The following is a 20,018-nucleotide window of genomic DNA, read 5'->3' as shown; positions in this document are numbered from 1 at the left end:
GATGCTATGTTTAGTCGTACTGAGAATGTTCAAACGTTCGTCCGGGCGTATCCGCTCGTAACGCTGTTCATTGTAATCCAACTGCTCGTGTTTGTCATCGATTCTTTGGTCCCCGACCTCCGGATTGTCGCACTCGGCGGGTCATTCCATCTCGCACTCGCCCAAGGGGAATGGTACCGTCTCTTGACGGCCAACTTCATCCATTTAGGGCTCGGTCATTTGCTGTTCAACTCGTTCGCTTTGATTATCTTCGGACCTGCCATGGAACGCATGGTCGGTCACATCAAGTTCGCCGTGTTCTATATCGTGGCCGGTGTGCTTGCCAACTTGCTCACGTTCTTCACGGTGAGTGAACTGTTCTACCTGCAAGCCGGTGCTTCAGGTGCGATTTTAGCGATTCTCGGCTTTTATGTGTACATCGGTCGGTTCCGCCGGACGCTCATCTACAGCCAGGACGCTCGACTCGTCTATATCTTCGTCGCCATCAGCGCCGTGTTCACGCTCATCGGCGCGAACGTATCACTTTGGGGACATGTGTATGGTTTCCTGGCCGGGTTCTTGCTCGCGATCCCGCTCTCCCGGTTCGCGGTGCCGTATTCGCGCCCGCTCCGTTACGGGAAGTACAAGCCACGCAAGTATTCCCCGCCCATCATTCGTACGGGTGAAGGCAAATGGATTTTCTACGTGATCGTCGGATTGGCCGTGTTCGGCCTGTTCGCCCGCTTTTTATGACAGTAATAAAGAGAGGATTCGCCCGAGCGGCGAATCCTCTCTTTTCGTTTAGGCGAGCAAGGTAAGCATGAGCGCCTTTTGCGCGTGCAATCGATTCTCAGCTTGATCGAAAACGACCGATTGCGTGCCATCGATGACGTCGGCCGTCACTTCTTCGCCGCGATGGGCCGGGAGACAGTGCAGGAAAATCGCATCTGACTTCGCTTGCTGCATGAGCGAAGCATCGACTTGGAACGTCGCAAACTGCGTCAACCGTTCCGCCGCTTCCGCTTCTTGCCCCATGCTCGCGAACACATCCGTGTAAATGACGTCCGCACCCGCTGCCGCAGCGACCGGGTCTTGCCACAACGTAACGCTGCCTCCAGTAGTCGCCGCGAGTTCGTTCGCCCGTTCGAAAATCTCGGTCTCGACCGTATATGCTTCCGGCGAGGCGATGCGGATGTGCATCCCGCTGAGCGCGCCCCCGATCATGAGCGAGTGGGCCATATTGTTCCCGTCGCCGATGTACGTCAACGTCTTCCCCGTTCTCGTGCCGAACACTTCCTCGACCGTCAACAAGTCGGCGAGTACTTGGCATGGGTGATGGGAATCGGTCAATCCGTTGATGATTGGAATCGAACCTGCCGAAGCGAGCGTCTCGACCGTCGCGTGGGCATACGTCCGAATCATGAGCGCATCGACATAACGGCTCATGACTTGAATCGTATCCGTCAGCGGTTCCCCACGCCCGATTTGTAAATCACTGCTGCTCAAGAACAGCGGATAACCGCCGAGTTCGACGACACCGACCTCGAACGACATCCGGGTCCGAGTCGAGGCCTTCTCGAACAAGAGCGCCACTTTCTTGCCGGCGAGCGCCGACTGGAACGCTTCCGGCTGTCGTTTCACTTCGGCCGCGAGTCCAAGCAAGTCGTCGAGTGCGGACGGAGTCAGTTCCTCGAGTGTCAGTAGATGATTGATTGTTTTCGTCGTCATAATGGTAGTCCCTCTCCTGTCTGCATCGTTTGAAGTGAACGGACCGGCATCGGTTCCGCTTGCATCGCTTGTTGATAGTACTCGGCAAGATGTGTCTCCGAGATGACGTGGACGCCGTTTCGGACGGCCGTCTCACGTGCCACTTGTTCTTCTGGTGCGTTTGAGAATAGGACCGACACGTTTTGGAACTCGGTCGTCTCATCGAGCGCTTGATCACTATATGACGACCACCCTTGGCCGGCTACGGTCTCAGTCCGATTCATGACGCGCGCCGTCGTCGCATCGTAACAGAAGCGTTCGGACACGTAAGGGGTCATGCTGAATTGGAGTGTCTCTCCAGTCGAGCGCATGACGGGTCCGGTGAGCGGGTCGACGCCCGGCAATTTCAAACTCGAGAACACCGGTGTCTTGATGGCATAGCCGCTCCATACCGGACGTGCCTCTGGGACGACGGTTGCCAACTCATGGCCGAACGCCGCGAGCGTCGCCCATTCGATGAGTGGTTCCCCGGTCACTTTACTGACGATCGGGACCGTCCGAGATGCACGCGGATTGATTTCGAGCACGTAGATGACGTCGCCCTTCAAAACGAATTGGATATTGAGCGCACCCTTATATGCGAGCGCTTGACCAATCGTTTGAACGATGGCTTCAATCTCGGCTTGTTGCGCGCGTGACGTTTTGACCGGCGGCAGAATCATCGTCGAATCGCCCGAATGGACACCGGCTGCCTCAATCTGTTCGAGCAAGGCCGGAATGTAGACGGTCTTCCCGTCAGTGACACAGTCGACTTCGAGTTCACGTCCATCGACATACGCATCGACGAGGAGCGGATAGGTCAAGTGTGATTCGACTTGGTGCAAATCCGCCGCGGTCCGGATGATATACATGCCTTTTCCACCGATGACGTAGGAAGGACGGACGACACATGGATAGCCGAGACGATCGATCGCGGACGTCAAATCGTCAACCGATCCGACCTCTTCGCCAGGGATGTGGGCCACCCCGATCTCGTCGAGGAATTGATAGAACCGATCCCGGTCCTCCATTTGATCGATGACGTCTGCCGTCGCCCCGAGCAAGTGATAGCCTTTGGCTTCTAGTGCATGGGCGAGTGAAATACCGGTCTGCCCGCCGAACTGGATGAGGACGTCCTGACAGCCTTCTGCCTCCAATACGTGCACAACATCTTCAATCGTCAACGGTTCGACGTACAGTTTGTCAGCGACCGTGAAATCGGTCGACACCGTCTCCGGGTTATTGTTGATCATGATCGTCTCGACCCCGAGTTTTTGAAGCGCCCAGACGGCATGCACCGAACTATAATCGAACTCGATGCCTTGCCCGATGCGAATCGGTCCAGACCCGATGATGGCGACTTTCGGACGCTCGCTCGGCACGACTTCAGACGTCCCATGCCACGACCCGTAAAAGTACGGTGTGCGGCTCTCGAACTCAGCGGCACACGTATCAATCATCTGATAGACCGGATGGATGTCGTGTTCGAGCCGCATCGCTGCGGCCGCGTCGGCCGTGACGTTCATATGCTGCGCAATCTGGGCGTCGGTGAAACCGAACCGTTTCGCTCGCAACAAGTTTTCTTTCAGAGACAGGTCCAGACGGATTGTCGTCACGAGTCGATCGAACGTCATCATGAAGTGCGGGGCGATACCCGTCAGCGCTTCAAGCTGTGACGCCGTGGCGATTCCCCGATCGAGTAGTGCGAGGCACGCCAGGAGACGACGATCAGTCGGAGCCGAAATTTCAGCGTATAGCGCGTCAGGATCAGCTGTCGCCATCCAACTCGGATAGAGCAGACTCTGCTCGACACCGGCACCACGCCACGCTTTCTGTAGCGCTTCCTCAAGTGTTTTGCCCATCGCCATGCTCTCCCCGGTCGCTTTCATCTGCGGTCCGAGCGTCCGGTCCGTCCCATTGAACAAATCGAACGGGAACGTCGGCACTTTCGCCGTCACATAATCGAGGGCCGGTTCGAAGCTCGCCATCGTCCCGTTCGTGACGGGATTGATGCAATCGTCGAGTCGTTCCCCAAGGGCAAGACGGGTGGCGATCTTCGCGATCGGATACCCGGTCGCTTTCGAGGCGAGCGCCGAGCTACGCGACACGCGCGGGTTCACTTCAATCACGTAATAGGCGTCTTCCGTCGGATGGACGGCGAACTGGATGTTACACCCGCCGACGACACCGAGGGCCGAGACGATTCGGAACGCGGCGCTCCGTAACGTCTGATGCATGACATCCGATAACGTCTGGGCCGGGGCGAACACAACCGAATCGCCCGTATGGACGCCGACCGGGTCGATGTTTTCCATATTGCAGACGATGATGCACGTCCCGTTGGCGTCACGCATGACCTCGTATTCGAACTCTTTATAGCCGGCAATGCTCTGCTCAATCAAACACTGCGAGATTGGACTCGCCTCAAGACCACGTTTCGCGAGCGTGTAGGCGGCATCAATCGTCTCCGCAATCCCGCCGCCGGTGCCGCCGAGCGTGAACGCCGGACGGACGATGAGCGGGACGCCTGTCTCGGCGATAAAGCGATCAAGTCCATCGATCGATTCAATCGTCGTGCTGACTGGGAGCGGTTCCCCGAGCTCGTTCATCTTCTGTTTGAACCGTTCGCGGTCCTCCCCGTCGCGAATCGTCTCGAGTGACGTCCCAAGGAGGGCGATACCGTATCGTTCGAGCACGCCGGCCTCGTCCAAGGCGAGCGCCAAGTTGAGGGCGGTCTGCCCGCCGACCGTGGCGAGCAAGTGGGTCGGACGTTCTGTCTCGATAATCAATTCGGCCTTCTCTAACGTCATCGCCTCGATGTACGTGTGGTCGGCCAAACCGGGATCGGTCATGATCGTGGCCGGGTTCGAGTTAAAGAGTACGACCTCACAACCTGCTTCCCGGAGCGCTTGGCACGCCTGTGTGCCCGAATAGTCAAACTCGGCCGCCTGTCCGATGATAATCGGACCCGAGCCGATGACGAGTACTTTTTTATGCATAGACGTTCACCCCTTGTTGAATCATTTCGTCGAAGCGATCAAAGATGGCTTGTGCTTCCTTCGGTCCCGGACTGGCCTCTGGATGGAACTGAGCCGTTAGAATCGGGGCCGTCCGGTGCAACGTCCCTTCGACCGACAAATCGTTCACGTTCTCAAATAGCAGTTCGAGCGGCGTCGCTTCCAAACTGTCCCGTGTGACGACGTACCCGTGATTTTGCGACGTCATCCACACTTCACCCGTCTGGGCGTTTCGGACCGGATGATTGGATCCGCGGTGTCCGTAAGCCTGTTTTTCAATCTCACACCCGAACGCGAGCGCGAGCAGTTGATGGCCCATACAAATGCCGAGTGTCGGATACGACAGTGCCACGTCACGCACATTGTCGAGGTAGTCGACCAAATCACGTGGGTCTCCCGGACCGTTCGACACGAGAATCCCGGTCGGTGCGAGCGCGTGGACTTGGGCGGCCGTCGTATCGAACGGAACGACCGTTACCGCGTACCCTCGCTCCACCATCGCTTGAACCATCGACGCCTTCACACCGAAATCAAGACAGACGATGTGTCCGCTCGCCCCGTCGCCGTGACGCACATGACTTGGCGTCGAAACGGTCTCCGTAATCTGATGTAGGTCCCCATCGAACGACACATCTGATTCAGACGTCATCACACCCCACTGATCGCCGTGTTCACGGAGCGCATGGACGAGCGAGCGCGTGTCGATGTCTGACAGTACCGGTACACCGGACTGTTCCAGCCAGTCTTTCAAATCGGTCGCCGCCCCGTTGCCGGCTAACGTCTGGACGAGCACGCCCGCCACTTGAATGTCCGCACTTTCAGATGCTGCGTCGGTCAACCCATATTGCCCGATGAGCGGATATGTGAAGGCGACGATTTGACCGGCGTACGACGGATCGGTCAACACTTCTTGATAACCGGTCATCCCTGTGAAGAAGACGACCTCTCCTTTCGCCAAGCACGCACTCGTCTCCCACGTCCCGTTGAACTGTTCACCGCTTTGTAACGTCACTGTCCCCGTCATGACACCATCTCCTTTGTAATCACCTGTCCAATGATTGCGAGCGCCTCATCCACTTCAGCTTCCGTGAGCAGCAAAGACGGTAAGACGCGAATCACGTCCGGACCTGCCGCAACGACCAAGAGGCCCGCGTCTCGCAACTGTTCAATCCACGCCGCGACCGGTTGCGTCGCGACGAGCCCGAGCATCAAGCCGAGTCCACGGACCTCGATGAACGTCTCTCCGTCGACAAATTGTTCCAAGCCCGCTCGTAATCGTGCCCCCATCGCATTGACGTGGGCGAGTGCGTCCGCCTCGAACAAAATGTCGAGCGTCGCTTCCGCCGCTGCCATCGCGAGCGGATTGCCGCCGAACGTCGAACCGTGACTGCCTGCCGTGAAGACGTGCTCCGCACCTGCTGCTGTCAAAATCGCTCCGACAGGGAAACCGCTGCCGAGCCCTTTCGCGAGCGTGACGACGTCCGGTTTAAGCGGTGTCTGTTCGAACGCGAAGCGGGTACCTGTGCGGGCAATCCCGGTCTGCACCTCATCGACGACGATTTTGACCCCGTGCTCAGTCGCTTTCGCTTGAAGCGCTTCGAGCCATGCCGAGTCAGCGACGACGACCCCGCCCTCGCCTTGGACGATTTCGAGCCAGACCGCAGCCGTATCGGCATCGATCATGTCGAGTGCGTCCATGTCGTTGAACGGTGCGTGTACAAAATCAGCCACCATCGGGCCGAATCCGGCTTTGACCTTGTCTTGCCCCGTGGCCCCGAGCATGGCGAACGTGCGACCGTGGAACGATTTCGTGAACGTCACGATTTTCGTCTTGTTCGTCCATTTCCGAATCAATTTGAACGCCCCTTCGTTCGCCTCGGTCCCGCTGTTACAGAAGAACGCATGCGTCAAATGAGTCCCGGAGACGAGCATCTCGGCGACGCGAGCTTGTCCGCTGATGTTGTAAAGGTTCGAAGTGTGCCACACTTTTTGAAGCTGCGCCTCTAACATTTGGCTTACGTGTGGATGACGATGGCCCGTGCCGCAGACGGCGATGCCCATGACGAAATCGAGGTACCGTTTCCCCGTGGTGTCGGTCACATACGATCCGTTCGCCTGCTCAATCTCAATATGTCGTTGTCCGTAGGTCGGTAGTAGTGAATGCATGGTGCACCTCCTGTAGTGTTGTCCCGGGATGAACCGGGTCCTTGCCGTCACGGATGACGGCGATATCAATCCCTCCTTTTAGAGCAGCCAACAGCGCCTCGGTTTTCGGGATCATCCCCCCATAGATATCCCCTGTGGCGATGGCCGTCTGGATGTCCTCACGTGTCAGCGTTTGACGGAACGTCCCATCAATCCGGATACCCGGTACGTCGGTGATCATTTCGAAGCAGTCGGCCTGCAGCGCGACCGCGACTGCGATCGCACAATCGTCCCCGTTACAGTTCAACGTGCCTTCCGTACCGTGTAATAATGATGTCACGACAGGCACGTAGCGACTCGCGAGCAATAGCTCGAACAAGTCTGTCTCGACCCGGTCGACTTCACCGACCGCTCCGAGTTCCACCAATTGTTTTCCTGTCAGCGTCTGTCCGTCCACACCCGAGAGACCGACCGCTTGAATATGATGACGACCGAGGGCAGCAACGATTTCAGTTTGCATCTCCCCCGCGAGCACGCGCTCGGCACCGGTCAACACGTCCGCTGTCGTGACACGACGTCCGTCTTGAAACATAGGTTCGATTTGTTGATGCTCGCAATAAGCGGACAACGCAGGTCCACCCCCATGAACGATCACAAGTTCATGCCCCGCCTCAAGCCACGCCTGCCATTCTTTGAAATAGTCCGGATGAAGCGTGTCCCAAACGCTTCCGCCGAGTTTGACGATTTTCCGTTGTTTCATGTCCGGTAACTCGCGTTGATTTTGACGTAGTCGTAAGTCAAATCGCAGCCATACGCCTGACCTTGTCCGGTGCCGTCTTGCAACCGGATCTGGATCGGCACGATGTCTTGGCCCATCTCTTCTGTCGCGAGCGTTTCATCGAACCAGACCGGCGAACTTTCCAAGAGTACGTGCTGTGACCCGATGCGGATGTCGACGTGGTTCACATCGATCGGTTGTTCGGTGGCACCGATGGCGGCGATGATGCGTCCCCAGTTCGCATCTTGTCCATAGACGGCCGTCTTCACGAGCGACGAGCCGACGACTTGTTTCGCAATCATCCGAGCCGCCTCATCCGTCTTCGCCCCGACAACCTCGACCTCAATCAATTTCGTCGCCCCTTCCCCGTCACGAGCAATCGCTTTGGCGAGATTCGTGCATACGTCCGTCAACGCTTGGCAGAAGCGGTCATAGGCCGGTGTCCCTTCGATGATTTCATCCATCTCGGTCAGTCCACTCGCCAAAGCGAGCACCATATCGTTCGTCGAACTGTCCCCGTCGACGGTGATGCTGTTAAACGAGGCGTCCACGCTCTGTTTCAGCGCCCGTTGCAACACGTCGGGTGCGATGATGGCATCGGTCGTGATGAAGCCGAGCATCGTCGCCATGTTCGGATGAATCATCCCCGAGCCTTTGGCCACGCCCGCGATCGTCACGGAGGCATCGCTTTCGGTGTACTCGACGCCCGTGCATTTCGTTCCCGTATCGGTCGTCAAAATCGCTTCCGCGAACGACTCCGCCCCCGTCTCCTCATGGATCGGTTCAAGCAAATCAATCCCGTTCAAGAGCGTCTCCATCGGCAACAGTTGACCGATGACACCTGTCGAGGCGATCGCTACTTCTTCCGGCTTGACCCCGATATGTTCGGCCGCCTTATCGCGCATCGTATACGCGTCCTCGAGCCCTTGCGGACCGGTGCAGGCGTTGGCGTTCCCGCTGTTGATCAAGACGGCACGAATCTTTCCGTTCGACGCTTGTAGCGTCTCTTTCGTCACTTGAATCGGAGCCGCTTGAAACTGGTTCGTCGTATACACCGCGGCGGCACTGGCCAACTGTTCGCAGACGAGCAGGGCTAAATCCTTACGCTTCCGCTTCAGTCCGACGTGAACTCCGCACGCTTGAAACCCTTTCGGCGTGACGACGTGGACGACAGGGCTGATTGCTGTTTCAATCATTCGTTTCTACCTCCTCATATGTATTGGGGCTGTTCATTCAACCCGGCTGTCTCGTTTAACTCAAAGCGGACGTTGGCGTTTTGAATCGCTTGTCCGGCCGCACCTTTTTGCATATTGTCGATGACCGAGATGATGGTCAATCGATTCGTTCGTTGGTCGAGATACACCCACAAGTCACAGTAGTTCGACCCGACGGCCGTCCGAATCTCCGGTTCGCCTTGTTGCACCCGGATGAACGGTTCGTTCGCGTATGCCTGTCGCAATACGTTCACCCAATCCGCTTCGCTCTGCTCGATTGTCGGGACAACGCTCATCGTCGCCATAATGCCTCGATTGATGGGCAACAGATGAGTCGAGAGCGACACGGTCGCTTGCCTCCCACTCACTGCATAAAGCGTCTGTTCAATCTCCGGGATGTGTTGATGCGTATGAATTTTATAAAGTTGCACGTTTTCGTTGGAGCGGGCATGGTGCGTCTTGGCGCTGAGCCCTTTCCCAGCACCCGTGATGCCGGAGCAGGCCGAGACGATGATTTCGTTCGGATCGATCCAGCCTCCGTTCACGAACGGGAGCAAACCAAGGGCGATCGCCGTGGCGTAACACCCGGGATTGGCAATCCAGTCGGCCGACCTTACAGCGTCTCGATTCCATTCCGTCAATCCGTACACGGCCTGCGCTTGAAGTGATACCGGTACGGCCGGTTTGCCGTACCATGTCTCGTAACTCGATGCCGGCAGACGTAAGTCTCCGCTCAAATCGATGACGACTCCTTCATACTCCGTCAACTGCGCCACATATTGTGCCGACACCCCGCTCGGCGTCGCTAAAAAAATGACGTCGATGTCGTTCAATACGCCCACCTGGAACGGCTCGAGCGTCAAATCCTCAATCTCTAACCATGGATACAGTTGCGCGAGCGTCAATCCGGCGCTCGAATCGCTCATTGCCCTGACGAGCGTGAACTCGGGATGTTTCCCGATGAGCTTCAACAGCTCCATCCCGGCGTACCCCGTGACGCCGACGATTCCACAAGTGATCATCTGTCGAACCCCCTTAAAAGAATAAATCGATTAAAACATACGTATATTTATACTGTCAATTGTATTTTCATACAATTTGAACAGAGAAGTGTTTGCCAGACCATAAAAAAACGGCCCGGCGCAATAGCGCCAGACCGTGATAGATGATTAAATTTGATTTTTGTGACGAGCGTCTTGGAGCGCGTCGACCAAGTCTTTCACATCTTCGACGAGATTTTGAATCGTATCTTGGTTCTCTTCGTAGAGCGCCTTCAAATCCATGACGCGATCTTTCAAGCTCCCTTTCGATGAGGCTTGAAGGCCGACCGAATGGCTTTGTGTTGACGCATCCTTCGACTTGAGTCGTGATTTCATATGTTTGAGCTGGCTGACTTGTTGTTCGCGCGTCTCTCTGTGGAGAAGCGATGCCCCGGCTCCGATGACGGCACCTGCGGCCATTCCCATCCAGAAGTAGTTCTTGTTCATAAAAAATCCTCCCCTAACATGACGTTATGTTTATTATAGGTCATCCGCTTCATCGACGACATAGTGTTTTATGATTGGACCGGCTCCTTTTTGTTCGACGGCTTCTTTCAGCCATTCTTGGAACAAGACATAGTCGGTCGAATCACGGAAACGATTTCCGCCCTCGGTGAATTGGATGAAGATAATCCCGTGGTGATCGTCCGGGTCGACACCGAGCCGATAGGCGGCAAAACCGCTATGGCCAGACCCAAGACGTGATTTGTCTTTCAACAAGCGATGGAACAAGAGCGACCGGGCGTTTGAATCGACCGGAATGTTCGCATAGACAATATTCCCTTTCGAGGCAAATTGTCCTTCCGCTTCTTCGATTTGAAACGTCTTCCCGCTTTGGAAGGGAGACTTGTCGCCTTCTGCGAGCAAAATCGTCTCGGTCCCGTTGGCGACAAGGATACCGGGTTGTTGACGCAATCGTTCAGCGACAGTTCCTGAGGCAAACGTCATGAACAGTTTAGACAAGCCCCTCACACCCTTTCGCGAGCATGATGTCTTTCTCCGTGATTCCACCTTCGTCATGCGTGGACACGGTCAATGTGACGTTCCGATACTCGATCAAGATGTTCGGATGATGATTGAGCTCCTCCGCCAAATCAGCGACGAGATGGACGAACTGAATCGCCTCTGGAAACGTCTCGAGCCGATACGTCTTTTGTAATTCCCCTTCAACAACATCCCAGCCATTTAAGCGGGATAGTTGCTCTGACAGTTCGGTTGATGACAGCAGCATGTGCTGATTCCCCTTTCGCAAACGGTTCTTCTTACACCTAGTACCCGACCCCGATCAAAAATAATCTTTTTCGCATCACGCAAAATGATTTAGAATAAGAAGGATAGCCAACTATTCTTTACATGAGAGAGGAGAGCTCCCCATGCGCGCATTGATCGTTATCGATTACACGTTTGATTTTATCGCAGATACGGGTCGTTTGACTTGTGGAAAACCAGGGCAAGACATAGAAGAACGAATCGTCCAGTTGATCGAGGAGTTTGCGGACGAGGATTATGTTGTCGTCGCGAACGACGTCCACGATGCCGGTGATACGTATCATCCTGAGACGACGCTCTTCCCGCCACACAATATTCGCGGTACAGAGGGCCGTGAATTATACGGTGCCGTCAAAACCGCGGCGAGCCGGGCCGATCATTGGATCGATAAGACACGCTATAGCGCCTTTGCCGGCACAGACCTCGACTTGCGCTTGCGCGAACGGGCCATCACAGAGATTCATCTCGTCGGTGTGTGCACAGACATTTGTGTGCTTCATACCGCTGTCGACGCTTACAACCTCGGCTATACAATCGTCGTCCACGCCGACGCCGTCCAAAGCTTCAACCCAGTCGGCCACGATTGGGCGCTCGAACATTTTGTCACGACCCTCGGAGCAACGGTGACCGGGAAGTGACGTAAAACAGAAAGGATCGATTATGTTACATCGCAACCTAGCACTTCACACAGACTTATACCTCCCGCGTTGGATGTATATCTATTGGAAACAAGGCCGTCACAACGAACGAGTCGTGTTTGACCTATACTATCGCTCAAACCCGTTCAGCGGAGGGTACGTCGTCTTCGCCGGCCTCCAAAATATCGTGCATTATTTAGAGAACGTCTCATTCACGGAAGAAGATATCCGCTACTTGAAACAGCAACTCGACTTCGAAGACGAGTTCGCGGATGTGCTCCGTAACTTCAAGTTCACGGGCTCGCTCTACAGTGTCCGTGAAGGAGAAGTCATCTTCCCGAACGAACAAGTCGTCCGCATCGAATCGACGATCTTTGAGGCGAAGTTGTTCCAGACGGCGCTCTTGAACATCGCCAACCACGAATCACTCATCGCGACGAAATACGCGCGCATCCGCCAAGCTGCGCCGAACGAGACACTACTCGAAGGCGGTGCTCGTCGCGCCCAAGGCGTCGATGCTGCGTACTACGGAACACGGGCCGCCTATATCGCCGGTTTCGACGTCACGAGCTTGGTTTCGGCCGGACGTGATTTTGACGTCCCGACCGGTGGAACGATGGAGCACGCCGATATCCAGTTCCACGATGACGAACTCGAGGCATTCCGCTCGTTCGCCTCGATGTACCCGGACAATACGAGCCTGTTGATCGACACGTACGATACGCTCAAGTCAGGTCTCCCGAACGCGATCACGGTCGCCAAAGAACTTGAAGCGAAAGGCTACCGCTTGAAGTCGGTCCGACTCGACTCGGGTGACTTGGCCTACTTGTCGAAACGGGCCCGAAAAGCATTGAACGCGGCCGGACTCGATTACGTCAAAATCGTCGTCTCGGGCGACCTCGATGAGTACGTCATTCAAGACTTGCGGATGCAAGGAGCTGAAGCCGATACGTTCCTCGTCGGGACACGCGGCATCACGGCCTATGAGCAACCTGCCCTCGGCATGGTGTACAAGCTCGTCGCTCGAGAAGGCGCCGACGGGCAGCTGAAGCCGGTCATCAAAGTCTCGTCTTCGAAAGTGAAGACGACGACACCGCACAAGAAAGAATTGTATCGCATCATCGATAACGAGACCGGGAAGTTCAAAGGTGACTATATCGCCCTTGCCGACGAACCAGTCGAGTCGTATAACGAGATTGACTTGATTGACGTGCGCGACCCCGCGTTCCGCATCAAGACACGTAACTTTAGCGTCAAACGTTTGCTTGTCCCGATTTTCCAAGACGGCGAACGCGTATATGAGTTACCGAACGCGAAAGAAATCCGCACGTATCATCACGAGCAGATGAACGGTCTGTGGGAAGAGTACAAACGCCTCCGCTTGCCGGAAGTGTACTCGGTCACATTCAGTAAACCGCTCTGGGACTTGAAGCTCGAAATGATTCGTCAAACTCGGATCCCGAAATAAAAACAAGAGGCTGCGGATTTTTTTCCGTTAGCCTCTTGTTTTTATGCCGTCGTCATCTCATTCGCATGGATCTTATCTTCTTTTCTCCGAAAGTAAAGGGCGATCGAAAGAGAGATCAAAATCAATATGAAGTAAACGGTCCGTTGCCAAAACGTCGCTTCCGTATCCCCTCGGAACAACGCGATGATATAGTCACTCCCGCTCACGAAGAACAAGCCCGCGAGCAAGAGAAAAATTCGATATCCGGCCCGACTCCGCTCCTGCTTTACTTTGAAGAAAAGGACACCATAATAACCGATTGCTAGAATCGCGATATACCCGATTATGCCAACAACCCAACTCATCTTGATGCCTCCTTGTCCTCTATTTTTTACGTCGCTTCCCCGCTATCTTAACACAATCTTCGAATCAGACTGTGTTAAGATGAGTTAAAGAAAATGTGGAAGGGATCGATTCGATGAAAACGTTCCGCCTAGTCCAAGTTCGCCTCGTCCAAGACGAGTACGGCAACGAGTTGAACCTGCCCGTCGAACTGCTCGATGGGTTGATTATCTCAAAAGAGCACGACAACGAATGGCTCCTCGAGATGCTCGTACCGACTGAATTTGCCGTCACGCTTCATCATTACTTGAATAAACGAATCCTGCTTCTCGCCGAGGCCGTCATCACGTCTCCATCGAACCGGCCGGCCGCCCTCGCCTTGACGTTCACGAGTGAACGGTCGCTAAGCGATCATCACACGTTCGTCGCCGAAGGGCTCATGTTGTTGCCGAAACAAGACACGACGAAGCAAGTACTCGATTCGTTGATTTCCGAAGGCGTGGCGAACGCCGAGCTCAAACCGTCCTTCTTCGAAAAACAAATGGAGCAACAGCAGTCGTTCAGCCGCTCCGCCTTCACTCAGCTCGTTAAGACAGGATCGTTCGAATAAGTCGAACGGTCTTGTTTTTCTTTCCCCGTTTTTTCAAATATCTCAACCCAAAAAGGCGAAGAAATTTCTCCGCCTCAAATGTAGATGAAAAACAAGATGACCATCATCGTCATTCCGACGACTTTGAGCATCGTACTTCCAAGGAAAGCAAGTACCGTCCCGACACCGATACTCCACGCCTCACGCGTCGATTTACCGAGCGTGAGCTCCGCTAGAAACGCGAAGATGAACGGGAAGATGAGCACGCCGACGAGCGGGAAGATGAACGGGCCTGCGATCAATCCGATCGTCGCTCCCCACTTCGCCCGTTCGGAACCGCCTCGTTTATCAACCGTCGCCCGAGTGACGATATAGTCGACTACGAACAAGAAGATCAAAAATACGGTTTGCCAAAGCCAAAACGTCCATGTGAGCGGCTCGAACGAGAATCCAAAACCGTAAATCATATAACCGATGAATAAGAACAAGACGCTCGGGATGACCGGATAGATCAGACCCGCGAACGCGACAACAAACGATGCGATGATGAAAATCCAGAGCAATGTCGTCATGAGCTTCTCCTCACTTCGCGACGATCACATTCGTAATATGGTCGGCGACATTGACCGCCTTGACCACGAACTGACCATCTTGATATTCGATATAATTCGAGCAGGCGTTGCGCATGGCGTGGCGGAACGTATACGTGTCGTCAATCGCCGATAAGGCGGCTTTAATTGCATGTGAATGACAGACGACGATGATACGTTTTCCGGCATGTTCCTCGACGATGTCTTCCATGCCGCTCAAGACCCGGGCCCGCATCTCATCTTCTGACTCTAGACCCGGGACGCGGTCTTGATCATCGGCTTGGACAGCTTCGTAAATGCCAGGCACCGGTTTTCCCGACGCATGACCGAACTCACGCTCGATGAACCGTTCGTCCTGAATAATCACGCCTGGGTCAATGCCGCACGCCTCTGCGATGTAGCGGGCCGTATCCATCGCTCGCGAAAGCGGGCTCGCGACGATCACGTCCCATGATTCTTGGCTTAAAAAGGCCGCACTCTCTTCGGCCTGCCGATGTCCGAGTGCGTTGAGCGGGATATCTTCCCGCCCCTGAATGATTTCTTGAAAATTCCAATCGGTCTGACCATGTCGGACCAAACAAAGTTCTGTCACGCGAGTCACTCCTTTTTGATTCCTAAATCCTACCCCATCGTACCATCTTTGAAAAAAAGCGCAACGTCACATCATCGCGTCATCGATGAAACGATCGATCCGGGCCATGAGTTGTGTTTCTTTGATCGGGTTATCGGATTGGAGGAAACTCGCTAACGAATGGGTGCCGTTCGGAAAAGAAATCAATTGCACGTTCGCGCCGACCTCGCTCGCATGCTCCACAAAATGGAGCGCTTGTCCGAACGGAACGATGGGGTCTTTTTTCCCGTGCAAAAGGAGAATCGGCGGGGCATCATCGTACAGATGCGTGACCGGAGAACACTTCACCATCAGTTCGCGCCACGCCTCACGACTTCCTTCGTAAAACTTCAAATGGGCGAGCCACGTCTGGATGAACTTGAACAACAAGAAGTTCGTCGGCGGATAAAGGGCGATGACACCTTTCACCGGCGGCACGTCGTCGCCGAGTTCTCCTATAAACTGCTTACTTCGGTCGAGTGCTGTCGCAAGGACAAGGGCCGCGCCTGCCGAGTCGCCCCAGACAATCAATTTGTCGATGTCAAGATTGAGCAGACCGTCGTGTTGTTTGAGATAGCAAAGCGCATCGGAGACGTCGATGATGTTGTCCGGGAAATAGACCCCGTCCTCGAACAGACGATAATCGATGCTGATGACCGCGAATCCTTTGGCGAGGAAGTGGTCGAGCAATGGATGGAACAACGTCACCATGCCTCGATTCCCTCGAACGAATGCCCCGCCGTGTGCATAGACTGCGACCGGAAACGGTCCTTCGCCGGGCGGGTAGTACACATCAAATTGGAGCGGACGGTCATTGACAATCTTGTACGTGTGAGTCCGGCGTTTACGGGTCGAGGGACGCACCGGCAACTCAGGCTCTTGCCAACGCACGAGCGATCCGTATTGGTTCCATACGCTTGCCCCGGCTGCGGTGGCGGCCGCGAGCGCCGCACCACCGACGAACCAGGCGGTCTCCTTTCTCATATACATCCACTCCTCGTTCTTTTTTTAATCATATTCCCTTTTTCTCGAAAAACCATCCATCTGAAGTCGGACTTGACGTGTTCGCATTCGCCCCCTATAATATAAAACGCAGTCTCAGAACGTAACGGTTACGATTTAAAGGTTTTATATAGAGAGGACAGGTGGAGAGGGTTATGAACAAAAAACTGTTAGGTGTCGCCGCTGCCGGGACACTTTTATTAGGTGGTTGCGCAAGCAATGAAGAGGGCGGTGCCACAGAGGAAGCCAACGACCAGTTGACCGTATATGCGTCGACGTTCGCGTTGAAATCATTCGCCGAGGAGATTGGCGGCGACCGCGTCCGCGTCGAGATGGTCATCCCGCCTGGTGCCGACCCGCACACGTACGAGCCGACCTCAAAACAAATGACAGACATCGCTGAAGCGGACTTGTTCTTGACGGTCGGCCATGACCTCGAGCCATACGTCGAATCGATGGAGAAAAGCTTGGCCAATGAGAACGTCACGTTCGTGAAGACGGCCGAAGACATCACCCTTTTATCGGCTGATGACACGGTCCACGTCCACGGTGAGGACGAGCATAGTGAAGAAGACGAGCACGGACATGAGGACGATGATCATGCCGAGGAAGAAGCCGGTCATAGTGAAGATGACGGCCATAACCACGGCCAGTATGACCCACACGTCTGGCTCGATCCAATGAATGCCGTCTCGATGGCCGAAGCGGTCGAAGCGGCCTTCAGTGAACAGGCCCCTGACTATAAAGATGAGTTTGCGGATCGCTTGAGCGCCTTTAAAGAAGAAGCCGACACGCTCGACGCCGAGCTGAAAGCGGCAGTCGAGGGCGGTTCGAAGTCAGAGCTACTCGTGACGCATGCGGCTTACGGTTACCTAGCGGAGCGCTACGGATTCGACCAACTCCCAATCACAGGTCTCACGCCTTCGGAAGAACCGTCACAACAGGCGTTGAAGCGCGTCATCGAAGAGGCTCAACTTCACGACTTGAAATACATCGCCTTCGAGGACACGGTAACCCCGAAAGTCGCCCAGGTCGTTCAAAACGAAATCGGCGCGGAGACGGTGACGATCTATAACTTGGAATCGGTCACGAAAGAACAGATGGACAAGAGTTACTTCGATCTCATGCGCGAGAACGTCAAAGCGCTTGAGACGGCATTGAAATAAGACAAAAACTCGGCGCTGCGGCGTCGAGTTTTTTTGTCTAAATGGTATGACTAGCGTTTGGCGTTGTCCTGTAGAATTCGTTCCGCGACCAAGACGTAGACTATAGAAACCAAAACGCCTACGGTACCTGGTAGAACGGCGACAATTGGGTCGGCCAAATATGAGGCCGGGATTAGGTAGGTGAATAAGGACTTCACACCATAAAGTGCCAGTAGAGCCGTAAGGAGAATGACGATTCTAGTTTTTTTCTTCACATTCGCGAAAAATTGACGTTCAGTTTGATTTGTCTCATCTGCATTCGTTATACCTAACCAAGATAACATTCAGCGAACCCCCCATGATCATCACACTTGTAGCACTTCTCCCCCATTAGTTCACGTGAATCGAGACCAGAAGTGACTGACATCTTTCCTAATTATACCATTTAGGCGATATTACTCATAATAAATCAACACGAGCTCATCTCGTTCAATCGCTTCTTCGCAGAATCGTTTCAACAACGTCCATTTGAGCCATACATCATCGAGGCCATCATGGTCGACGAACGCCATGTCGGCGACATCCTCTTTCGTAAACGCGTTCATCGCGTCTTTGATGATATGGAGCAGTTGCGGCGTCAAAATCCCGACGACGACCGCCTGCTTCTCGTTGACGATCAGCTCTTCCCCAATGACCGCCATCTCCAAGTTATACGTGTCATCCCCATCGATATAGACTTCGATTTGCCCGAGAATTTTTTGGAACCGTTCAATGTTCGGGAGCGTCAACGTCTCATACGTGTCACGCTGTTGAGCGTGAACGTGCAACAGCCAATCTAAAATCATTTCCGGGTCTTGCCCGAACGAGACCCATACTTCTGGGGAAATGCGTATATAATGTGTCGTCTCCATGATTGAACGCCCCCCTTTTCTTCAGTTTACCCATCTTTTAGGCGCAAAAAAACCGCCTACGTGTTTTCGTAGACGGTTTGTCGCTTATGAACGAATCGTGCCTGTCTTGACTTCTTCCTCTTCTGCCGTCTCCCAAGCCTCGATGTACTCGCGGCCTGGCAAGTTGTCGATCGAATCGGCGTAAAACACCGGGTCATCACCTTGACGACGTTGCTCCAAGTAATCGTCGAGGACGAGACGAGCGACCTTCGCGAGACGGAAAATCGCATACAAGTTGACGAGCGCCATAAGGCCCATGAACACGTCCGCAATCGACCAGACGAGACCGGCCGAACGGACGGCTCCGAAGAGGACCATACCGACGACACCGATGCGGTAGAGCGTGACGTAAATCTTTTTATCCGAGATGAACTGGATGTTCGTCTCACCGTAGTAGTAGTTTCCAAGAATCGAGCTGAACGCGAACAAGAAAATCGCGATCGTGAGGAACGATGTCGCCATCGGACCAATCTCAGCCGTAAGCGCCGCTTGTGTCAATTCAACACCTGCGAACGACTCCGATCCGGCTACACCTGACAACAAGATGATCATCGCTGTCGACGTACAGACGAGAAGCGTATCAACGAAGACGCTGAACGATTGAATCAAGCCTTGCTTGACCGGGTGCGATACTTCCGCTGTCGCCGCCGCGTTCGGGGCAGAACCCATTCCGGCTTCGTTCGAGAAGAGACCGCGACGAATTCCTTGGAGCACCATCGCTCCGATGGCACCGCCGAACAGTTGCTGCAGACCGAACACGCCTTCTGAGAAGATCAAACCGAACACTTCCGGCAACAATGATGCGTTTGAAATCATGACCCATCCTGCGAGCAAGATATAGCCACCGGCCATGACCGGGACGATGATACTCGAGAGCACGGCAATCGACTGAATCCCACCGAAGATGACGATGGCTGTGACGACTGCCAAGACGAGACCGACTGTCGTCGTGCTCACGCCGAACTGATTGCTCATCGAGAGCGAGATTGTGTTCGACTGCACCGAGTTGAAGGCGAATCCGAACGAGAACGTGATGAGAATTGCGAACAAGATCCCGAGCCAACGTTGACCGAGGGCGCGCTCCATATAGTACGCCGGGCCTCCACGCCATGTGCGTCCATCCCGAATCTTGTAGACTTGTGCGAGCGTGCTTTCTACGAACGCCGAAGCCGATCCGATGAGGGCGATGAGCCACATCCAAAAGACGGCTCCTGGACCTCCGAGCGCGATTGCTGTCGCGACACCGGCGATGTTACCCGTTCCGACGCGGGCTGCTGTCCCGATTGCGAACGCTTGGAATGACGAGACTTGGCCTTTTTCACGTTTCATGCCGTCTTTGAACAAGAGGCGGAACATTTCAGGCAACATCCGGAACTGGACAAACCCCATCCGGACGGTGAAGTACAAACCTAAGGCGACAAGGACAACGATTAGCACTGACGACCAAAGCAAGTCGTTGGCTGATGAAACGAGACCTTCTACGAATTTCTCCATCTTTAAATCCTCCGTGTATGTAT

21 protein-coding genes are annotated in these 20,018 nt (G+C 54.5%); 5 read left to right on the top strand and 16 right to left on the bottom strand.

Annotation, left to right across the window (positions count from 1 at the left end; genetic code table 11):
• Window positions 1-6: 6 nt before the first annotated feature.
• Complete coding sequence (locus KNP75_RS12635) at window positions 7-732, top strand: rhomboid family intramembrane serine protease (RefSeq protein WP_215190572.1); 726 nt, start codon at window positions 7-9, stop codon at window positions 730-732.
• A gap of 48 nt (window positions 733-780) precedes the next feature.
• On the opposite strand, the gene argF is transcribed toward KNP75_RS12635, so the two are convergent.
• The 10 genes from argF to KNP75_RS12585 all read right to left on the bottom strand — a co-directional run bounded on the left by argF (window position 781) and on the right by KNP75_RS12585 (window position 11,150).
• Window positions 781-1,707, bottom strand: coding sequence for an ornithine carbamoyltransferase (gene argF, locus KNP75_RS12630; protein WP_214797453.1), 927 nt, complete (start codon window positions 1,705-1,707; stop codon window positions 781-783).
• Window positions 1,704-4,724 (bottom strand): carbamoyl-phosphate synthase (glutamine-hydrolyzing) large subunit, encoded by a 3,021-nt coding sequence (gene carB / locus KNP75_RS12625; protein ID WP_215190571.1) that lies wholly within the window; start codon window positions 4,722-4,724, stop codon window positions 1,704-1,706. The genes argF and carB overlap by 4 nt, the downstream gene beginning before the upstream one ends.
• Window positions 4,717-5,766, bottom strand: coding sequence for a carbamoyl phosphate synthase small subunit (locus tag KNP75_RS12620; RefSeq protein ID WP_215190570.1), 1,050 nt, complete (start codon window positions 5,764-5,766; stop codon window positions 4,717-4,719). The genes carB and KNP75_RS12620 overlap by 8 nt, the downstream gene beginning before the upstream one ends.
• Complete coding sequence (locus KNP75_RS12615) at window positions 5,763-6,908, bottom strand: aspartate aminotransferase family protein (protein WP_215190569.1); 1,146 nt, start codon at window positions 6,906-6,908, stop codon at window positions 5,763-5,765. The genes KNP75_RS12620 and KNP75_RS12615 overlap by 4 nt, the downstream gene beginning before the upstream one ends.
• The gene (argB, locus tag KNP75_RS12610) at window positions 6,868-7,647 is read right to left on the bottom strand and encodes an acetylglutamate kinase (RefSeq protein ID WP_215190568.1); all 780 of its coding nucleotides are present in this window, start codon (window positions 7,645-7,647) and stop codon (window positions 6,868-6,870) included. The genes KNP75_RS12615 and argB overlap by 41 nt, the downstream gene beginning before the upstream one ends.
• Entirely contained in the window at window positions 7,644-8,861 is a 1,218-nt protein-coding gene (gene argJ, locus KNP75_RS12605; protein WP_215190567.1) for a bifunctional glutamate N-acetyltransferase/amino-acid acetyltransferase ArgJ, read from the bottom strand. Before argJ ends, argB begins: the two co-directional genes overlap by 4 nt.
• Window positions 8,862-8,875: 14 nt before the next feature.
• Window positions 8,876-9,901, bottom strand: coding sequence for an N-acetyl-gamma-glutamyl-phosphate reductase (gene argC / locus KNP75_RS12600; RefSeq protein ID WP_215190566.1), 1,026 nt, complete (start codon window positions 9,899-9,901; stop codon window positions 8,876-8,878).
• A 147-nt stretch (window positions 9,902-10,048) separates the two neighbouring features.
• Complete coding sequence (locus KNP75_RS12595) at window positions 10,049-10,366, bottom strand: hypothetical protein (protein ID WP_034780861.1); 318 nt, start codon at window positions 10,364-10,366, stop codon at window positions 10,049-10,051.
• A 33-nt stretch (window positions 10,367-10,399) separates the two neighbouring features.
• On the bottom strand, window positions 10,400-10,882 hold the full coding sequence (locus KNP75_RS12590) for a hypothetical protein (RefSeq protein WP_235420248.1): 483 nt from the start codon (window positions 10,880-10,882) through the stop codon (window positions 10,400-10,402).
• Window positions 10,875-11,150 carry a 4a-hydroxytetrahydrobiopterin dehydratase gene (locus tag KNP75_RS12585; protein ID WP_034780860.1) on the bottom strand — a complete coding sequence of 92 codons (276 nt, stop codon included), beginning with the start codon at window positions 11,148-11,150 and terminating at the stop codon, window positions 10,875-10,877. Before KNP75_RS12585 ends, KNP75_RS12590 begins: the two co-directional genes overlap by 8 nt.
• A 142-nt stretch (window positions 11,151-11,292) precedes the next feature.
• Here KNP75_RS12585 and KNP75_RS12580 point away from each other — a divergent pair, with 142 nt between their 5' ends.
• Window positions 11,293-11,826, top strand: coding sequence for a cysteine hydrolase family protein (locus tag KNP75_RS12580; RefSeq protein ID WP_214762434.1), 534 nt, complete (start codon window positions 11,293-11,295; stop codon window positions 11,824-11,826).
• Window positions 11,827-11,848: 22 nt separating this feature from the next.
• On the top strand, window positions 11,849-13,294 hold the full coding sequence (locus KNP75_RS12575; RefSeq protein WP_215190565.1) for a nicotinate phosphoribosyltransferase: 1,446 nt from the start codon (window positions 11,849-11,851) through the stop codon (window positions 13,292-13,294).
• Window positions 13,295-13,335: 41 nt separating this feature from the next.
• Here the strand turns inward: KNP75_RS12575 and KNP75_RS12570 are convergent, their stop codons facing one another.
• On the bottom strand, window positions 13,336-13,638 hold the full coding sequence (locus KNP75_RS12570; protein WP_034780857.1) for a hypothetical protein: 303 nt from the start codon (window positions 13,636-13,638) through the stop codon (window positions 13,336-13,338).
• 113 nt (window positions 13,639-13,751) lie between these two features.
• Here KNP75_RS12570 and KNP75_RS12565 point away from each other — a divergent pair, with 113 nt between their 5' ends.
• Window positions 13,752-14,225 carry a YwpF family protein gene (locus KNP75_RS12565; RefSeq protein WP_034780942.1) on the top strand — a complete coding sequence of 158 codons (474 nt, stop codon included), beginning with the start codon at window positions 13,752-13,754 and terminating at the stop codon, window positions 14,223-14,225.
• Between the two features lie 74 nt (window positions 14,226-14,299).
• Here the strand turns inward: KNP75_RS12565 and KNP75_RS12560 are convergent, their stop codons facing one another.
• From KNP75_RS12560 to KNP75_RS12550, 3 genes are all read right to left on the bottom strand, one after another.
• Window positions 14,300-14,776: a DUF456 domain-containing protein gene (locus KNP75_RS12560; protein WP_034780856.1), complete on the bottom strand. Its 477-nt coding sequence runs from the start codon at window positions 14,774-14,776 to the stop codon at window positions 14,300-14,302.
• A 10-nt stretch (window positions 14,777-14,786) separates the two neighbouring features.
• Entirely contained in the window at window positions 14,787-15,386 is a 600-nt protein-coding gene (locus KNP75_RS12555; RefSeq protein WP_215190564.1) for a histidine phosphatase family protein, read from the bottom strand.
• 66 nt (window positions 15,387-15,452) lie between these two features.
• Window positions 15,453-16,388: an alpha/beta hydrolase gene (locus tag KNP75_RS12550; protein ID WP_034780854.1), complete on the bottom strand. Its 936-nt coding sequence runs from the start codon at window positions 16,386-16,388 to the stop codon at window positions 15,453-15,455.
• Between the two features lie 173 nt (window positions 16,389-16,561).
• Here KNP75_RS12550 and KNP75_RS12545 point away from each other — a divergent pair, with 173 nt between their 5' ends.
• Window positions 16,562-17,572: a metal ABC transporter solute-binding protein, Zn/Mn family gene (locus KNP75_RS12545; RefSeq protein ID WP_215190563.1), complete on the top strand. Its 1,011-nt coding sequence runs from the start codon at window positions 16,562-16,564 to the stop codon at window positions 17,570-17,572.
• Between the two features lie 434 nt (window positions 17,573-18,006).
• Here KNP75_RS12545 and KNP75_RS12540 read toward each other — a convergent pair whose 3' ends face one another.
• Window positions 18,007-18,462, bottom strand: a complete 456-nt coding sequence (locus KNP75_RS12540; protein WP_215190562.1) for a DUF1877 family protein — start codon at window positions 18,460-18,462, stop codon at window positions 18,007-18,009.
• Window positions 18,463-18,546: 84 nt separating this feature from the next.
• Entirely contained in the window at window positions 18,547-19,995 is a 1,449-nt protein-coding gene (locus KNP75_RS12535) for an alanine/glycine:cation symporter family protein (RefSeq protein WP_034780850.1), read from the bottom strand.
• Window positions 19,996-20,018: the final 23 nt, after the last annotated feature.

The organism is Exiguobacterium sp. s6, assembly GCF_018618155.1.
GTDB lineage: Bacteria > Bacillota > Bacilli > Exiguobacteriales > Exiguobacteriaceae > Exiguobacterium > Exiguobacterium mexicanum_A.
The sequence above is the reverse complement of the archived record's forward strand: the minus strand, read 5'-3'. Positions and strand labels throughout refer to the sequence as shown.